The organism is Chryseolinea sp. T2 (genome assembly GCF_037203685.1).
Classification (GTDB): Bacteria; Bacteroidota; Bacteroidia; order Cytophagales; family Cyclobacteriaceae; genus Chryseolinea.
The window spans coordinates 500,162-518,087 of record NZ_JBBCAU010000006.1 but is presented as its reverse complement, the minus strand read 5'-3'; the positions used below and the strand labels follow the sequence as shown (position 1 = coordinate 518,087).

Genomic DNA, 17,926 nt, shown 5'->3' with positions numbered 1-17,926 from the left:
CTGTTTGCGGGCATCCAGCCGCTGTTACTTTTTGGAGTGGAACGTATCTAATTGTAAAATAATTAGTTATGATTCCCAGGCTCTTTTTGGTGGTTGTAGGCCTTCTTGGTGTCACCACTATTGTAAATGGTCAGGTTGATGTTCACCTTGGCGTGACAACGGCCTTCAATGCCACGTTCGTTTTGGACGATGGACTTTCTCAGGCACCCAGGTATCGCCCTCAGCAGACTTTCAAATGGGCACCCATTGGATTTAATGCTGGTATCGACTTAAGCCGTGGCTTTGGGCTGTCGCTTGAATCCATTTTGGCTAAACAAGGTCAGATCTACGATATCATAAATGTTGCCGATCAGGTCGTGGGACAGCGTAACATCCAGTATGAATGCCTCCAGTTGCCATTGCTGATGCGCTTCATGAGCAAGGGTAACTCTGGTGTACGTGGCAATTTCAACCTTGGCCCACAACTATCGATACTTACCAGGGCTTCTGAGATCATTCAATACAGTGCCTCAACACAAACATTTCCCAAGGGCGCAACGCTACCGGCAGGCGCCACCGACGTAACGTCTCACCCGGATGGATCGGTCACGGCTACAGTTCCGGCACAAAGCCCGAAGGAGTTGGCCAGCAAAGAAACTGAGAGTTTCAAGAATGCGGAATTTCAGATAGCAGCCGCTGTCGGAATGGACATCGATCTCGCTCGTCACTTTTATCTTACCGTTCAGGCGCGCGGAAACTACAGCGTAACTGATCTGCGTAACTCAGACGCGATAGAGGCGCTCAAGCAGGGAAAATCAAGCGATGTATTTGGCAAGCGTGCTAACCTGACAGCAGGCGTACAAATGGGACTTCACTTTGTGTTTGGTTCCACGAGATCATTCAAATACAAGGGTGCCAAGAACTGATATTGACTTACCCAGCTACCTTGCTTAGAAACTCTCTGATAGAATCGTAAACAGCCTTTAACTGGGCTTCAGTTATGACGTAAGGAGGTACCATATAAATGGTATTGCCTAACGGCCGAAGCAGTATGTCTCTTTCCAGGAAGAATGGGTAGATCTTTTTTCTTAACGCGTTGCTATACGAGTCGCCTTCGTTTGTTTTGATATCAAGCGCCATTATGGTACCACGGGATCGGGCATTCGAGACAACCGGGTAGTTCGTCAGTTCTGTAACAAAGTCGCTGTGCGTCCTGCTGATCATAGAGATTTGTTGCTGACATACCTCACTTGTTAATATTTCAAAACTTGCGTTGGCGGCTGCGCAGGCAATAGGGTTCGCAGTATAGGAGTGCCCATGGAAAAAAGTCTTTGAGAAGTCATCCGTTCGGAAGGCATCCAGAATCTTGTCCGAGCAGCTCGTTATTGATAGTGGCATCGTGCCGCCTGTTATTCCCTTGGAAATCGCGACGATATCAGGTTGTTGTTCGAGGTAGTCTGAGGCAAAGTACTTCCCGGTTCTTCCGAATCCTGTAAACACTTCGTCGGCTATGCATACTACGTCATGGCTATGGGCAATTTGCAGGAGTTCGTTCAAAACTGCTTCCCGGTACATTCGCATTCCTGAGGCTCCCTGAACGAGGGGTTCGTATATGAAAACAGCGGTATCGCCCTGAGAAACCAATTTTTTGAACTGGTCAATAACACGCTGCTCGCGGTCTGCATTTGGAAACTCCAGAAAATTCACGTCAAACAGCATGTCAGAGAATGGTGCCGTGAACAGGCCTCGCTCTCCGACAGCCATTGCACCAAAAGTGTCACCATGATAGGCTCCGTCCAGCGCGATGATCCTCTTCTTTTCTATTCCCCGGTTGCGCCAGTATTGAACAGCCATCTTCACAGCCACCTCAACTGCAGTGCTACCGTTATCGGAGAAGAATACCCTTTCCTGATTCTTTGGCAGGATGCTCAGAACCCTTTCCGCTAACGTAATGGCTGGAGCATGAGTGAAACCTGCAAAGATCACATGGTCAAGTCTTGATGCCTGCGCTGCTACCGCCGCCGCTATGTGCGGATGAGAATGGCCATGGAGATTTACCCACCACGATGACACTGCATCGATAATCTTCCGGCCATCGAGCGTATGAAGAAAAACTCCCGACGCTTCAGTAACGACTATCGGTTTGGATTCACTCAACAGGGGTGTAAAGGGATGCCAGATCAGCGACTGGTCTTTTTGATTCAGTTCATGCATTCCAGGTAAGCAATAATTTATCGGCGTAACTTCGAACTATCTGCCGGTTGATTTCCTTTTCCTTTTCTATTCTAAGCAGACATCGTACATCGGCGTGATGCAGGATGATCTCCTCACTTTGCGGATTTCTTTCGCCGTTGAAGATTATTCCTTTTAGTGGCAAACCCCGCCTGCGCAATTCACTCACTGAAAGAAGCGTGTGATTGATGCTCCCCAAATATAGATCAGCGACCAACACTATTTCAGAATTGAAACGCTCAGCAATTTCAATCACGAAGTTCTCCTGGTTCAGCGGAACGAGGCAGCCGCCGGCGCCCTCGATGATTACTGTACGTTCTGTACGTGGTAATTCAAAGCAATCCATTTCGATCCTGATGTCTTCCAGTTTTGCCGCTGCATGGGGCGATGCAGGCAACTTCAGAAAATATTGTTCATCATGAAATACTGTCGACGGGTTTGATACCAGTCCCTTCACCGTTTCGCGATCGAGAGGAAGACCTGCTTGCACAGGTTTCCAATAGTCTGCGTTAAGCGCCTCGCAGAGTATTGCTGATACGAGTGTTTTACCACTGTCAGTGTCAATTCCAGTGACGAAATAATTCATCAGTCGTAATGTTGTTGTTAAGTGCGAATGATCTCCTCATTTTTTACCCTGCTTGTATTCGTCTTACAGTGGACATAAATACCCGGGGCAAACGTGATAATGCTTCAATATTCAACTTTGTTTAATTCACCTGCAAGCGCCCTGATGTCTTCTTCGCGGTTGAAGGCATGTAAACAAATCCGAATGCGTTCACTTCCGGCAGGGACCGTTGGCCGACGAATAGGTCGGACATCAAATCCTTTGCCACGAAGAGTCGCTGCAACTTGTGAGACGCGATCATTACCGGGGATAACTACCCGTTGAATTGCCGTTCCTGTCGGGACGAAAGCAGCAGTCGCAGACATGGAATTGGTAAAGCATTTAATATTATTGGTCAGGCGCTGAATCAATTCAGGATGACTTTGCAGAAACCTGAATGCGCACGACAGCGTGATTAAGTTGTGCGGTGGGAGAGCAGTCGTATAAATAAAAGGTCGCGACGTATTGATGAGGTATTGCTTCAATACCTGTGGCCCGGCAACACAAGCTCCGTGACAGCCCATTGCCTTTCCGAAAGTGTGGATTCGAACACCGACCTTATCAGCCAGCCCCAGAGACAATGCCATTCCGCCTCCGTTATTTCCCTCAAGCCCTGTGCTGTGCGCCTCGTCGAGTATAATCGTTGCATTGGCTTTCTCTGCCAAAGCCACCAATTCAACAAGAGGACATCGATCACCATCCATAGAATATATGGATTCAACCACAATGAACGCCTGACCATTGGTTGATTGTTTGAGTTTATTTTCCAGATCGTCAAGGTCATTGTGGCGGAAGCTCAGTCGTCGGGCCAGGCTTAATCGAGCTCCGTCTTTGATACTTGCATGCGCATATTCATCGTAGATGATCGTGTCGTTTCGGTGAGCAAGCGAAGACAATACACCGAGATTCGCTGAATAACCGGAATTGAACAGTAGTACGGATTCTGACTGAAAAATGATGGCAAGCTGCGACTCAACGTCTTCGGCGAGGGCGCTGTTGCCAGAAAGAAGTCTCGAACCTGTAGCGCCATTGTAGCGATCGTGAAACCCCCGCATCTGAGCATTGACCATATCAAACAGCTCACGTGAATGGGCGAGCCCAAGATAATCGTTACTCGTGAAGTCAATAAGATTGTTAGTCGATAACCGACGTTGAAGGCCAGTGGTGTCTAACTGTCTAAGTTCCGATTGAAGTCTGTCGAGAAGCGAAGCTATCATGATCCAAAGTAAAATACTTTCGTTCAATTACTTCAACAAACCTCCCTGATGCATCTTAAGATGTGCGTTGTCTGGCTTTTTCCATCTGATCCCAAAGTGCGTCCGGAATGTGCTCTAGGTCGCTGAACTCACCGCCGCTTCGCAGCCATTCGCCACCGTCAATTGTAATGACCTCGCCATTAACGTACGCAGAATAATCACTCATCAGGTAGGCGGCGAGATTGGCTAACTCCTGATGTTCGCCAACGCGTTTCAGAGGAACCCGTTGTGCAGGGTCGAACTTTTTGGCGAGGTCGCCCGGAAGCAACCGTGACCATGCACCCTCCGTCGGAAACGGACCCGGAGCTATGGCATTGCTTCGGATCTTATACTTCGCCCATTCAACAGCAAGCGACCGTGTAAGTGCAAGTACACCGGCTTTGCTACATGCAGAGGGCACCACGTATCCAGAGCCTGTCCAGGCATAGGTGGTGACAATATTGAGAAATACTCCCGGTTGCTTCCTTTCAATCCAGTTCTTCCCTGCTGCTAACGCAACATTATAGGTACCCTTCAGTACGATATCCACAATTGTATCAAACGCCCTGTGCGATAGCCGTTCCGTTGGACTTATGAAATTCCCTGCAGCATTATTTAATATGCCATGAACAGCACCGAACGCGGCCTCGCTATCGGCAATCATCTTCTCCACATCTTCATATTTTCGGATGTCACATGCCAGGGCGAGTACCTTGCCACCCGTTTCAGCTTCAAGGTCCCGCGCCGCCTGTTGCAGGACATCAAGCTTCCTGCTGGCAATAACCAATCGGGCGCCAAGTTGCAGGAAATACTTTCCCATAGAGCGCCCTAGTCCCGTACCTCCTCCTGTAACGATGATCGTTTTTCCTTCCAGTGATCCGGGTTTTAGCATTCCTTCCATGTCGATTGCGATTTAGAGTACATCAATATAGATGATCAGGTGAAAGATTGCTTACAGGCAACCACATTAATTCCGGGTAAGAGCTCTCAAATTCCTAATTGTAATTTTCAAACCTTAAATTGTGGGTAATATTTAATTTCAATCCCCACTTATGGCACGACTGCTCTCATTGCTCATACTTGTCATCGATATCATCGTCATCATCGACATAGTTAAGAGTAACAAGGACAACGAGAAAAAGATCCTCTGGATAATTGCAGTCGTTTTTCTGCCAGTGTTGGGACCACTTCTCTGGTACATCTTAGGTAAGAAATAGCGACTCGCATAATTAAATTCGCTGCCATCCGCTGGCAGCAAAAAAAAAGAGGCAGCCTTATGGGCAACCTCTTTAGTATAATTCATTGACGTGTCTGCTACTATGCACCAGGGCGCTGCTGATCGTCGTGCTTGTTTCTGCGCAATTGACGGCTCGCCCTGTTCTGTTCATGCTGAATGTGAGCGCGTTCACGTCTGGTAACTTTCCCATCGGCCTTTGCGCGGCATTCGGTTCTGTTAATTCTGCGTTGGTCGTGTACCGATTGTGCCGTTTCACGGCGTGTAAGTTCTCCAGTGGAAACGCCCTGCGCAATACGTGCTTGCTGATTCTGCTGGCGTTCATTAATTGCTGGTGTAGCTGTTTGTGCCGAAGCATTCAGGGCGATACCAAGCACTATGGCGATTGCTGCAAGGATAGTCTTTTTCATATTGTTTGCTGTTTTCATGACCCTTTGATCAGGCCTGGCAGCAAAGGTTTAAAACCGCGGGATGAAAAATCCTTAAATATTGCTAACAGGCAGATTTACAATGAATTGGCTTCCTTTCCCCTGTTCAGAAACAAGGCTTATGCTTCCTTTCAGGCGGTCGACAAGGGTTTTTACAATTGCCAATCCCAGGCCGTTTGATGACTCCCCGGCCGTCGGACGCGCGCTAAGCTTCTTGAATTTCTGGAAGAGATACGACTTATCCTTCTCCGAAAAACCTGGCCCCTGATCCTTCACTGCGATGGTGATCATGTTGTCAGTCTTCCAGGCTGAGATATCGACAGAAGCATTGCGATGAGAAAACTTAATCGCATTAGATAAAAGGTTATCTAAAATGCGATGCAGATAGTCGACATCACTGTGGATGACTTCGTTCTCGATCCGTTGAATGTTCAGATGAATGTTCTTGGACTCGGCAGCTGGCGAATAGGAATTCACCTTGTCAAGAATGAAAGCACTGATATCAATTTGCGAGTAGTTCGGTTCTACATTTTCTTCAATCATGTGGACATCCAGCAGGTCCGTTATGAGATCCAGACCTGATCGCGTGGCGTCCTTAATCATCTGCACATATGTCGTTTGTGGTGGATTGAGCCCCTTCTCCATTTCCATGATGTCGGCCAATCCCTTGATCCTGTTGAGTGGCGATTTCAGATCGTGCGCCACGATGCCCATGAGAGTATCTTTCTCGTGATTAAGGTCCGAAAGCTGGTGATTGTGTCGCGAGAGTTTTTCGTTTTGGTCAATAATCTCCTGACGTTGATTTTGAATGAACTGATTTTGGTGTTCCAGCTTTTGATTGATCTCATTGCGCTTCTTCAGATTTCTCCACTGAATGAATCCCAAAATGCTGATGAAAGCTATAACGATAATCAGTATGATGTTCTGCAGACGCTGTTGCTTAATGATGGCATCCTGCCCCTGCTGAAGATTGACCAGCCTTTCATTCTCTCTTTCCTTTCGCTCGATTTCAATCTCGAACTGAAAACGTTCTACCTGTCTCGCAAGATCGAGGTCTTTGCTTGAGTCGAGTAACGTCAGATAATGATTCATGTTTTCGAGTGCCAGTTGACTTTTCTTTTGGCGCTCGTTAACTTTCCAAAGATTATAATAGGCCTCCATCCGCGAGTTCAGTTCTTTGGTTCTGGTGGCTATTGCCAACGCCTGGTCGAAGTAACGCTTTGCATCGGCAACATTGTTGCTTGAAAATTCAATTTCCCCCATTGTCATCAAGGCCGAAGGCTGCAGGCGGACATTGTTCTTGTGAGTAATTACCGAAAGCCCTTCAGCACCTATAGCTTTTGCATTTTCATTGTTACCATCAAGCATATAGCTTCGGGCAATATACATTTTGATCTCAGCCAAATTGATTTCATCATTAATTGATCCGGCTGTGGAGTCGGCAAGCAACAGATAGCGAAGAGCTTTTTCGTGTTCATTAATATCCTGATAAAACCGGCCGGTTTGTACAAAGGCTGATGTGATGTCAGGCGTGATGCCTAACTGCATACGGATATTGTTCGCCTTAAGGAAGTTATTTTCTGCCTTGCGATTGTCGTTTTGTGAATGATACAACCTGGCGAGACTTTGATATGTGTATGCCTGCCCTGAGGCGTCACCAATGTCTTCAAATATCTTTTGCGCGTTAATGAAATACTCATAGGCGCGCGAAAGAATGCCTTGTTCAAAAAAGAGACGACCAAGATTGTTGTTTGAATATGCGATCTGAACCGAATCGTGATGTTGAGTGGCCACGCTCATGGCCTCTTCGTAAGATTCATAAGCTTTGATACGGTCGCCCTTATAGTTGTAGGCCACACCAATGAAGTTGGGTGATTCCGCCAGGTCTTTGGTAAAACCCAGTGATTTTGCCAGTGCGTATGCTTGCTTTGAATAAAGTATTGTACTATCGGGATAAGCTGATCGGTATTCCCAGGCCAGTTTGTTCAGTGCATGATACTTTTCTGCGCCTGTGCTTTCTGCGGCCTTCTTTCGCAGTTCATGAATGAGCTGAATGTTCTGAGAATGGGCTACGAAACAGAGACCTAAAAATAGGATCGTGAGGGCGTGGGTCTTCTTCACAAGATGGGGTTAAATCAATAGGTCTTGCCCAAATTTAGTGTTTCAAACGCGCATTTTAAAAGAGGGTTACACGTTAGTCCGTTTCTTCAAAGTTCATGTCCCTTCCGTAGGTCTCATCGATGGCCCGGAGCGCTATAAATGCGATGACAATTGTTGCTAAGCCAACTATCAAGGCACCGTTTATAATCCCCCATTGTTCCCGCAACAATTTGAAAAGCAATGTCAATGGTACGACTGTGCCGCGAATCACATTAGGGACGGTTGTCGCAACAGTAGACCTTAGGTTGGTGCCGAACTGCTCTGCCGCAATGGTGACAAACAAGGCCCAGTATCCAATACCCACACCGAGAACAAAACATGTCAGGTAGAACATCTGGACAGATCGGCTTGGCTGATACAGGTAGTAAACAATAAAGATCAGCGTCAGCAAAACGAAAAGCGCCACAATTCGCTTACGCGACCCCACAAGCTGACTCGAGAAGCCACTGATCAGATCTCCGATGGCGAGGCCTATGTAGGCGAACATCACTGCATTACCTGCCGAGACACTACCCTCAATGCCGAGTTCTTTAGCGAACTCGGGAGAGAACGTGATCAGTATACCAATACAAAACCAGATGGGGAGACCGATAAAGATGCACCCCATAAATTTTTTAAAGCGCTCACGGGTCTTAAACAGTTGAAAGAAGTTTCCTCGTTCGATTTCCTTTTCACGTGTCCGGAGAAATATGCCTGATTCAAAAACACTGACCCGCGCAAGCAATAGCATTATGCCCAGACCTCCTCCTATAAAAAAAGCTTGCGTCCATGGTCGGGTGCTTGCGATGTAATTGGCAAACACGGCGCCCAGGAGTCCAACGGTTGCGATGATTGTTGTTCCATAACCACGAAGGTGTTTGGGAAGGGTTTCAGATACAAGTGTAACGCCGGCGCCGAGTTCACCGGCAAGACCAATGCCTGCAATGAATCGAAGGATAGCGTATTGATCTACATTACTTACAAAGCCATTCGCAATGTTCGCTAGTGAATACATCAGTATGGACCCAAACAGTACTGACAGCCTTCCGCGTTTGTCGCCCATGATGCCCCAGATGAATCCACCCACGAGCAGGCCAGTCATTTGAACCTGAAGCAGAAATTCGCCTTGAGAAAAGAGCTGATCTTCGGGAACGCCGAGATCAATCAGGCTGTTGCGCCTTACAATACTGAACAGCAGGAGGTCGTAAATGTCAACGAAGTATCCGAGAGCCGCTACGATTACAGGGAGTCCGAATAGCTGGCGTAAATCGTCACGCCGCAAATTGTCTTGATTCATGAAGCCGATTCTATCCTAAAAATAGAAATCCCCGGCCATTCACGAAACACTGCTGACAAATGACAGATCAGGTGACAGCATATTCAACGCATCACATCACCTGTTGTGCGCAAAATGAAGATGTGAGAGATGTCAGAGACCCTTCAATGCCTGGTCGAGATCAGCGACAATATCCTCGGAGTCCTCAATCCCAATGCTAAGACGAATAAGCGAATCCACAAGCCCGTTCTTAATCCGCTCTTCTTTTGGAATACTGGCGTGGGTCATTGATGCAGGGTGATTAATGAGCGATTCAACGCCTCCCAGCGATTCCGCCAGGGAGAAAATCTTTACGCTCTCCATCAGCTTTGTAGCGGTTTCAATGCTGTCATCTTTCAATGTGAAAGAAAGCATTCCGCCAAAGTCTTTCATCTGACTACGCGCAACGGCATGGTTAGGGTGATCGCTGAATCCTGGCCAATAGACCTTGCCAACTTTAGGATGAGACCGTAGGTACTCTGCCACGATCTTCCCGTTAAAGCAATGGCGCTCCATGCGGAGATGAAGAGTTTTTATTCCTCTGAGGACAAGGAAGGAGTCCTGAGGGCCAGGAACGGCGCCACAAGAGTTCATGATGAAGTGAAGGTCCTGATAAAGCTTATCATCATTCGTGACGAGCGCCCCCATGATCACATCCGAATGGCCACCCAGGTATTTAGTTACCGAATGCATAACGATGTCGGCCCCGAGGTCAAGTGGGTTTTGCAGGTAGGGAGATGCAAATGTATTGTCAACAGCGACGATGACTTTTTTCTTCTTTACAAGGTCGACCGCTCCTTTGATGTCGACGATATTCATTAAGGGATTCGTTGGCGTTTCAATCCATAGCAGCTTTGTGTTGTCATTTAGCAGCGGACCGATATTTTTGAGGTCGGTCAGGTCTGTGAAATGAAACTTGATGCCATACTTTTCAAAGACGCGACGGAACATCCTATAGGATCCGCCATAGAGGTCGTGACTCGTGATTACTTCATCACCAGGTGACAGTAATTTGATTACAGCGTCAGTTGCGCCCATCCCTGATGAAAAGCATATCGCGTGCTTGCCATTCTCAAGAGCGGCAAGGCTTTTTTGTAATGCATTGCGTGTGGGATTGGCACCTCGTGCGTACGCATAGCCCTTATGTTGGGCAGGTGACTCCTGCACATAGGTGGAGGTTTGATATATCGGCGTCATTATTGCGCCGGTTGAGGGATCAGGTTCTACTCCCGCATGAACGACTTTCGTTCCAAATTTCATGGTCTCAATTTTTGTATGTCCGGGGATACATGGAATCATCCGCCAATTTTAGCCGTCGAAATGAAGGCAGACTCTGGCAAATTCCATCTTCCAAATTACTTTAACCGATTGTCGCAGCCGTTCTCAGCAACACGCGACGTGCGCAAATTAAATCGTGCGTGAAATATCAAACTTCTCGAGATAGTCAGCTACACGACGCACAACGCTGCCTCCAAGCGCGCCATCAACGACACGATGGTCATAAGAATGCGAGAGGAAACATTTGTGACGGATAGCGATTGCATCGCCGTAAGGAGTCTCAACGACCGAAGGTTTTTTCTGAATCGCTCCAATAGCAATGATTGCCACCTGCGGCTGCATGATGATTGGAGTACCCATTACGTTTCCAAAGGTTCCGACGTTTGATATGGTGAATGTACCTCCTGCGAGATCGTCGGGTTTGAGTTTATTGTTACGTGCGCGTTTTACGAGGTCGTTTACTGCCTTTGCCAGTCCGGACAGGTTGAGTTGATCAGCATTCCGGATAACGGGAACAATAAGATTACCGGAAGGAAGTGCAACCGCTATTCCAATATTGATATCGCGCTTCCTGATAATCTTATCACCATCCACCTGGATATTGACCATTGGATAGTCACGTATTGCCAGGGCTACAGCTTCTACGAATATCGGAGTGAAGGTCAATGCATCGCCTTCCCGTTTTTGAAATTCATTCTTGACTCTGTTGCGCCAGATCACAAGATTAGATACATCAGCCTCTACGAACGACGTGACATGTGGCGCTATGCGCTTCGATTCCACCATTCGTTCAGCGATCATCTTTCGCATCCGGTCCATCTGGATGATCTCATCGCCTGCGCTAATCGATGCCGGAACACTCGTAACGATAGGGGTGGACGCAATCTTTGGCATCGAAGCTGGCGGTATTACTATGCCACCTTTTCTTTGCTGAACAAAGTCCAGGACATCTTTCTTAGTGACCCGTCCTTCAGCACCCGTACCTGCTATGGCATCGAGCTCGGCTATAGAGATGTTCTCTTCTTTGGCAATGTTTTTCACCAATGGAGAGTAAAACTTAGTGCTTGATTTGAAGTCGTGAGTTACGGGTGATCCGTTTGAAGGTATGACAACCGGAGTTGCCTGCGACGCGCTGCCGTTCTTGTGAACACCGTTCTCAGCGGCAGGAAGTGGTTCCGCCTGCTTGATTTCTTCAGCCGACGCGTCAAGGATTGCAATTGGCGATCCAACCTGGATAATGTCGCCAACTTTAGCCAATACCTCCTTCAGTGTACCCGCGTGTGTTGAGGGGATTTCGGTGTCAACCTTATCTGTAGCCACCTCCAGAACGGACTCCTCCAGTTCAATCCGGTCGCCAGGCTTCTTCAGCCACGACAGGATTGTAGCTTCCACAATACTTTCGCCCATTTTAGGCATGATCAGTTCCACGAGTGCCATGCGGTCAGAGATTTGAGGGCGAAGTTAATACTTTTCAAGAGTTGTACTATCCCACAGCCTTACAGTGAGACAATTGGAGGGTTTGTACTTTTAGTGTTGATTGCCAATTCAAAATATAGTTACTTGACCGCCTTATTTTACATATGATTATGACCAGCATTTCGCACGCTTTCGCAATGAAAATTTGGAGTCGTACATCTTTTGCCGTATTGCTCTTATCGATCGCCCTTGTTTCTAATGCCCAGCACGAGACCCCGACACCAATCGAGGGTAGGTGGGACATTACGATTGACAAGGATGGAAAGTTTCTACCCTCATGGCTCGAAGTGGAGCATTCAGGGATTAAGACGCTAGTAGGACGATTCGTATATGCAGGCGGCAGTGCACGGCCGATCTCTGAAGTCAAATTCTCCGATGGCAAGTTCAGCTTCTCTATCCCTCCACAATGGGAGAAGGAGGACCGCTATCTTGATTTCGAGGGAACTGTGTCCGGTGACAAACTCACGGGAACAATGGTATTTGTAGACGGAAAAACTTACAACTGGACGGCTGTACGCGCACCAAAGCTGAAGCGTACCGGCGAGCCACAGTGGGGCAAGCCCGTAAAACTATTCGATGGTAAGGATCTCAAAGGATGGCATACTACAGGCGACAACCAGTGGATCGTTGAGAACGGTGTATTGAGAAGTCCCAAATCCGGTTCTAACCTCGTGAGCGACCAGACGTTTACCGACTTTAAACTTCACGTTGAGTTTCGCTATGAGAAGGGCAGCAACAGCGGCGTTTATCTGCGTGGTCGCTATGAGGTACAAATAGAAGACAGCAAGGGCAAAGAGCCCTGGAAGGGATATCTCGGTGGTGTTTATGGATTCATCGCACCAAGTGAAATGGTTGCAAAGGACGCCGGAGAATGGCAGTCGTATGACATCACCCTCGTTGGCCGTATGGTCACGATCGTTGCGAATGGCAAGACCATTATTACCAACCAGGAGATTCCAGGTATTACCGGTGGTGCTCTTGACAGCAAAGAGGACGAACCCGGTCCTATTTATTTCCAGGGCGATCACGGTCCGATAGACCTTCGCAACATTGTAATCACCCCTGCAATCAGCAAGTAATACCGCCCTCCTATAGCCAGGAGACCAATTATTAATATCAACGGCCGGATCAGGAGTTTTCCACTCGTGGTCCGGCCGTATTATTTTAAAGGAAAATTCAGTTTGAATAGTGGTATTCGTCAGCGTTCCTGTCTCTTGGTCGGAATAGACTCGTAAATTTGGGAGAACACTACTGATTGCGATGACTCACGAGCTTCCGGAGGAAGACATTATCAACGCGATACGCGAAGGAAACACCGTCGCTTTTCAACACGTATTCGACTCTTGCTATGAGCCGTTATGTGGCTATGCATTTAGTATTCTTCGCGATACCGCGGAGGCGGAAGACATCGTTCAATCGGTATTCATGAAGTTATGGGAGAAGCGCGACTTGCTGGAAGTCAGACAGTCTGTGCGATCATATTTATTCAAGGCAGTGTACAACCAGTGTTTGAATCACATTGAGCATCGCGCGGTTAAATCGCGCTATCAGGCATACAGCCAGCTTGAAGCGGTTGAAGCAACAAGCGATCCTGATCCGTTCCCCGAAGAACTGGATCAAAAGATTCGACTGGCGGTTGACAACCTCCCGCCGCAATGCAAAAAGATCTTTATGATGAGCAGGTATGATGGTCTCCGCTATCCGGAGATTTCGTCTCGTCTCAACATATCGGTAAACACAATACAAAATCAGATCTGTAAGGCCCTTCGACTCCTTCGGACGGAATTGAAGGACAGTACAGACGAATAATGGTCAATGCATGAGCAGCATGAGCAAAATTGAAATCAATGATGACCTCATCGCACGCTTTCTAACTGGAGACGCGTTGCCCGAGGAGGCCATCGCCGTAACTGACTGGATAAAGGATTCGCGAAATCGCGAGCACTTTGAACAGATGGAAGCAACATGGCGTCAGTCGGCGGTAATTCCCGTGCCCAAATTTGACAAAGCGTCGGCATGGAAGAAGGTATCGGACAGCGTGCATATGCCGCCGGTAACCGGAGTTCCGGTTCGCACGCGTTCGTGGTGGCCATTGGGTATTGCTGCTTCATTACTGGTCATAGCCCTTTCGGCTTATTTCGTTTTCTTCGCACCATCCAGGACACCCGAAACTGAACTCGGTACCGTTGCGACTTCAGACAGCTTCAGATTCATTGAACTTCCGGACCGCTCCACTGTCACGCTCCACAGAAATAGTGAATTGCAGTATCCGGATCAGTTTGAGGCCGGAATCAGAAGAGTCAGGTTGAAGCAGGGACAGGCATATTTTAATGTCACCCACGATGCAGGACGGCCATTTATTGTCGATGCGGGAGAGTTGACAATCAAGGTTTTAGGTACCGAATTCAATGTTAAAATGGATGAGGCCCAGATGATGGTTCATGTCAGAGAAGGCCGGGTCCTGTTAACATCGGCAGTAGACAGCGTAACGATAACGAGTGGAATGACCGCTGGCGTAAGATTCGGCCGGTTTTCAGTTACCGAGGTTCCGGTAGGCAATTTATATAGCTACGCCACGCAGCGTCTCGTATTCGACGATGCGCCGCTGAGCGAAGTGATTCGCGACCTGGAGGGCAGCTATCCGTACACGTTTGAATTGAAAAACACCGCCCTTGAAAATTGCCGACTGACAGCAACTTTCTATAAGGATGATATCGATAAAATTGTAAATTTAGTGGCGGAAACACTCAATCTTACCGTCGCGAAAAATGGCAGGCACTTTACTATTACGGGAGAGGGATGTCTGTAGAGTGTGTTTGGTGTTGGTACTGTGGGTTGCAGGCATTTCATTACAGGCGCAGTCTGTTGGCGCGCGTAAGGTAAGCTGCGCGTTCACCTCAACGCGTCTTGATGAGGTTATCCGTCATCTTTCTGTTGAGGCTGGTGTCAGCTTTATCTACAGCTCAAACAAAACTGATCTAAACAGGGCCGTTACGCTGAGCATTGATAATCGCTCGTTGGAAGAAACCCTTGCACTGATAGGTTCACAACTGGGTATCGAATTCAAGATCCAGGGTCGTTATGTAATGATTAAGCAGCTTCAGATTGAAGCGAGGACGTCACGCAACGCAGTGGGTAGGGTACCGATGGGTGCGAGGAAACTGTCAAGTGACTTATCATACTATGCGCCTTCGAAGCAGCAGTCTTCCTCAAATCGTCTGCAGATCCCTGCTTTTGCCGAACGAATGGATCCTACTTTCATTCCTGCACTAACCACGACACAGCTTAATACAATTCCCACTACGGAATTGCGTAAAGTAAGCATGAATCATTATCGTCCTGGCTTGTTTGTGTCGGTTGGGCCGCTCCTCAATGACTATTCCTCCGGTATCGAAATGCAGGCTGGAATTCAGCGCGCTTATTTTGTTTTTACTCCGAGCTGGCTTAGCAATGGTCGGTTCCACGTGGGTTATGGAATTGGAACATCCATTGATCTTGGTCATAATCTGTCTTTTAATCCCATCTATAGCTTTAACACATCCCGACATTCTACAACATCTTCCTGGAGAAATAATCAGGGGATAAATGAACTGGAGATGAAAGAAAAAACTGTACATCATCAGGTTAAACTAATGATCCAATACGCAGTAACACCCTCATTCATGGTTAAGTTGGGTCCGACAATCAATCAATCCACCACAGACTACGATACATATCGCACGACCACATTTGTCCAAAGGAGATCGATTATCGTAGATGATGGAAATGGCGGAGGTTATGGCAATGTGGTTGTTGTAAACCAGGTGGATGCCTCAAACAAGTCCGCCGCATTACTGTCAACACAACGGGTACGTGACGCCTGGTTGGGTTGGGAAGCTTCGATTGCCCTCAAAATAAATTTTCTGGAGAAGAAGTAGTGGCAGTCAGGTCTTCGCCTGTCTCTGGATTGAATGCTAAACTATCCGGAGATGTCAAACAGAATCAAAGAAGCTGTGTCAGTCATTGTTGCACTCGCGCTTGTAGCGGCGATGCAATATTTTGCAGCGAAAGATTGCTGCCGTCCATTTGATCCACCACATGCCCGTGCTTTACAGGACGCACGCCACCCATAATGAAGCAGACTGCGAAGCGCAAGGTCTACTAAAACGACCTCATGGTATCTTCTCTTCATTGAAGATCACAGCGATTTTCTGAAGCGCGACTTCTACTTCTTTATGAAGAGGACTTTCGGTAACAGTCCCAAGATTAATTGAAATGAAATAGTAAATGTCTTTAGTGGGCAGATAATACAACTGACAGCCCGCCCCGAGTCCTCCTCCGCTGTGACCATATGACTCTGTGCTATCGAGCAACGTCCGGTCCAATCCGAGACCATAGGTTGGATTTCCTTTAGCATCGTTTACCCAATGCTTCATTTGCCGGAGCGATTCCTCAGTAATCAGCTTGCCCTCCATTAATCCCTTTAAAAAGAGGACTGCGTCTGCAGGTGTTGATACGATTCCATCGTCGCCGATCATAGCCCGCACGTTGTTTCGCTGAAGCACTGAAACGTTCTCAATGTTTCCGTTGCTGTATCTGTCCCAGTAGCTGTTTACAAGTGTACTATGGTCAAGATATCCGTCGCTCTTGTAATAATACGTGTGCTGAAGATGCAACGGATCAAATATTTCCTTTTGCATGAAAGTGCCGTGATCACCGGTGACTTTGTCCAGTATAAGAGCAGCAATAAGGTAGTTTGTATTCCGATAAGAATATCGCGACCCTGGTTCGAAGTCGGGTGCCTTTCCACAGATGTAGGTTAGATAGTCCTCCGGTACAAACGGGTGACCAGGATCCTGCAGAAGTCGCGTGATATAACGGGGAGCACCATTGTATTCGGGAATGCCTGACGTATGATTTAATATCATCTCCACCGTTATCTCACGCGCACGTTTAATGCAATCGCTATGCTTTGGAAGAAGATATGTTGTGATTGGTGCTTTCAAATCGATGATTCCGCGCTCAGCAAGCTTTAGAATACAAACAGATGTGTAGGTCTTCGATATACTTTGCAGGTATTGAAGATTACAGGTCATCATGGGGGTCTTGTTTTCTACTTTTGCAAAGCCAGCGGCGTATTCCCATGATCCCTCCTTGCTCCAAACCGCTATGGCCGCACCAGGAACTTTATCAACAAGCCTGTTCATCACTTCTTTTATCGCTGAACTTTGAGAATATTCTCCTGACTCATTGCCTGTGCATGCTGTGGTGTTAAGATCATATACGATTGGTGCACAGTGGCTGCTCATAAGGATGAGCAACAGGGAAGCTCGACTCGTTATATTTCGTGCGACTAAAGATGAGCCAATCGTTATTAGTTTCCTGATCAGAAAGAACGTTGAGTATTTAGATGTTTGCATTGTTCCGGGGATTATTTGGCGATCATGACTCCTGTTTGAATCATCGTTTGAGGGATCATCTGAACAGTGGTATTGTAATGGGTGATGATCATGAACTGGTACCCCAGAAAAGGCGAGTAACGAAAATCTCCTGAATAACTATGAGCGCCGAAGGCTACCCCAACAGGAAGAGCGAACATTCCCTTTCCTCGATGACCTGTCGCAACCCAATTGCCATTCTCTGACCTATAAGAACTTGCAGGCGTAAATCCATAAACATATGCCGCTCCGAGTTTTGCCTCACCAAAACCATTTTCACCGATATCAGGTCGCCAGGCTAACTGGGTATAGGCCATCAATTGGTTTCCGACCTGACGATTTCGCATCCAGGCAAGTTGCAGTTGTTGAATCCAAGTGCCTTGTGAATTGAGGCTTATTTCGGTTCCCAGTCCGATTCCGATGTTCCGGAAATTGAGGTCGAGATTTCTGAATGGCAGGGCAAGAGCAGGAAAACTTACAGTGACAACAATTGGGAAGTCGTAGCGATCCTCTCGTTCCTGGGCCGGGCATTTAAGCACAACCACCACAATACTAATAATGAACAGCAAGCTTTTCACGGAAACATTTT

General features: G+C 47.4%; 18 protein-coding genes. 7 read left to right on the top strand and 11 right to left on the bottom strand.

The window, feature by feature from the left end:
- Positions 1 to 68 precede the first annotated feature (68 nt).
- Positions 69 to 905 (top strand): outer membrane beta-barrel protein, encoded by an 837-nt coding sequence (locus tag WBG78_RS21085; protein ID WP_337328466.1) that lies wholly within the window; start codon positions 69 to 71, stop codon positions 903 to 905.
- 7 nt (positions 906 to 912) lie between these two features.
- Here WBG78_RS21085 and bioA read toward each other — a convergent pair whose 3' ends face one another.
- The 4 genes from bioA to WBG78_RS21065 form a co-directional block, all read right to left on the bottom strand.
- Complete coding sequence (gene bioA, locus WBG78_RS21080) at positions 913 to 2,193, bottom strand: adenosylmethionine--8-amino-7-oxononanoate transaminase (RefSeq protein ID WP_337328465.1); 1,281 nt, start codon at positions 2,191 to 2,193, stop codon at positions 913 to 915.
- On the bottom strand, positions 2,186 to 2,797 hold the full coding sequence (gene bioD, locus WBG78_RS21075; protein WP_337328464.1) for a dethiobiotin synthase: 612 nt from the start codon (positions 2,795 to 2,797) through the stop codon (positions 2,186 to 2,188). Before bioD ends, bioA begins: the two co-directional genes overlap by 8 nt.
- A gap of 104 nt (positions 2,798 to 2,901) precedes the next feature.
- Positions 2,902 to 4,032, bottom strand: a complete 1,131-nt coding sequence (locus tag WBG78_RS21070) for an aminotransferase class I/II-fold pyridoxal phosphate-dependent enzyme (protein WP_337328463.1) — start codon at positions 4,030 to 4,032, stop codon at positions 2,902 to 2,904.
- Between the two features lie 55 nt (positions 4,033 to 4,087).
- Entirely contained in the window at positions 4,088 to 4,951 is an 864-nt protein-coding gene (locus tag WBG78_RS21065) for an SDR family oxidoreductase (RefSeq protein ID WP_337328462.1), read from the bottom strand.
- A 151-nt stretch (positions 4,952 to 5,102) separates the two neighbouring features.
- On the opposite strand from WBG78_RS21065, the gene WBG78_RS21060 reads away from it, so the two are divergent.
- A complete protein-coding gene (locus tag WBG78_RS21060; protein WP_337328461.1) occupies positions 5,103 to 5,267 on the top strand; it encodes a PLD nuclease N-terminal domain-containing protein in 165 nt (54 codons plus the stop codon).
- Between the two features lie 100 nt (positions 5,268 to 5,367).
- Here the strand turns inward: WBG78_RS21060 and WBG78_RS21055 are convergent, their stop codons facing one another.
- From WBG78_RS21055 to WBG78_RS21035, 5 genes are all read right to left on the bottom strand, one after another.
- Complete coding sequence (locus WBG78_RS21055; RefSeq protein WP_337328460.1) at positions 5,368 to 5,694, bottom strand: hypothetical protein; 327 nt, start codon at positions 5,692 to 5,694, stop codon at positions 5,368 to 5,370.
- Between the two features lie 72 nt (positions 5,695 to 5,766).
- On the bottom strand, positions 5,767 to 7,833 hold the full coding sequence (locus WBG78_RS21050) for a tetratricopeptide repeat-containing sensor histidine kinase (RefSeq protein ID WP_337328459.1): 2,067 nt from the start codon (positions 7,831 to 7,833) through the stop codon (positions 5,767 to 5,769).
- A 73-nt stretch (positions 7,834 to 7,906) separates the two neighbouring features.
- Positions 7,907 to 9,148, bottom strand: coding sequence for an MFS transporter (locus tag WBG78_RS21045; RefSeq protein ID WP_337328458.1), 1,242 nt, complete (start codon positions 9,146 to 9,148; stop codon positions 7,907 to 7,909).
- A gap of 132 nt (positions 9,149 to 9,280) precedes the next feature.
- Positions 9,281 to 10,426, bottom strand: a complete 1,146-nt coding sequence (locus tag WBG78_RS21040; RefSeq protein ID WP_337328457.1) for a trans-sulfuration enzyme family protein — start codon at positions 10,424 to 10,426, stop codon at positions 9,281 to 9,283.
- 147 nt (positions 10,427 to 10,573) lie between these two features.
- On the bottom strand, positions 10,574 to 11,881 hold the full coding sequence (locus WBG78_RS21035) for a dihydrolipoamide acetyltransferase family protein (protein WP_337328456.1): 1,308 nt from the start codon (positions 11,879 to 11,881) through the stop codon (positions 10,574 to 10,576).
- Positions 11,882 to 12,057: 176 nt separating this feature from the next.
- Here WBG78_RS21035 and WBG78_RS21030 point away from each other — a divergent pair, with 176 nt between their 5' ends.
- From WBG78_RS21030 to WBG78_RS21010, 5 genes are all read left to right on the top strand, one after another.
- Positions 12,058 to 12,999 (top strand): 3-keto-disaccharide hydrolase, encoded by a 942-nt coding sequence (locus WBG78_RS21030; RefSeq protein ID WP_337328455.1) that lies wholly within the window; start codon positions 12,058 to 12,060, stop codon positions 12,997 to 12,999.
- Positions 13,000 to 13,180: 181 nt separating this feature from the next.
- Entirely contained in the window at positions 13,181 to 13,729 is a 549-nt protein-coding gene (locus tag WBG78_RS21025) for an RNA polymerase sigma-70 factor (RefSeq protein ID WP_337328454.1), read from the top strand.
- Between the two features lie 19 nt (positions 13,730 to 13,748).
- On the top strand, positions 13,749 to 14,729 hold the full coding sequence (locus WBG78_RS21020) for a FecR family protein (RefSeq protein WP_337328453.1): 981 nt from the start codon (positions 13,749 to 13,751) through the stop codon (positions 14,727 to 14,729).
- A 13-nt stretch (positions 14,730 to 14,742) separates the two neighbouring features.
- Positions 14,743 to 15,837: an STN domain-containing protein gene (locus WBG78_RS21015; RefSeq protein ID WP_337328452.1), complete on the top strand. Its 1,095-nt coding sequence runs from the start codon at positions 14,743 to 14,745 to the stop codon at positions 15,835 to 15,837.
- 51 nt (positions 15,838 to 15,888) lie between these two features.
- Positions 15,889 to 16,032: a hypothetical protein gene (locus WBG78_RS21010; RefSeq protein ID WP_337328451.1), complete on the top strand. Its 144-nt coding sequence runs from the start codon at positions 15,889 to 15,891 to the stop codon at positions 16,030 to 16,032.
- Positions 16,033 to 16,071: 39 nt separating this feature from the next.
- On the opposite strand, the gene WBG78_RS21005 is transcribed toward WBG78_RS21010, so the two are convergent.
- Together WBG78_RS21005 and WBG78_RS21000 are read right to left on the bottom strand one after the other, a co-directional pair.
- On the bottom strand, positions 16,072 to 17,319 hold the full coding sequence (locus WBG78_RS21005; RefSeq protein WP_337328450.1) for a serine hydrolase domain-containing protein: 1,248 nt from the start codon (positions 17,317 to 17,319) through the stop codon (positions 16,072 to 16,074).
- Between the two features lie 11 nt (positions 17,320 to 17,330).
- Positions 17,331 to 17,915 carry a hypothetical protein gene (locus WBG78_RS21000; RefSeq protein WP_337328449.1) on the bottom strand — a complete coding sequence of 195 codons (585 nt, stop codon included), beginning with the start codon at positions 17,913 to 17,915 and terminating at the stop codon, positions 17,331 to 17,333.
- Between the last annotated feature and the right edge of the window lie 11 nt (positions 17,916 to 17,926).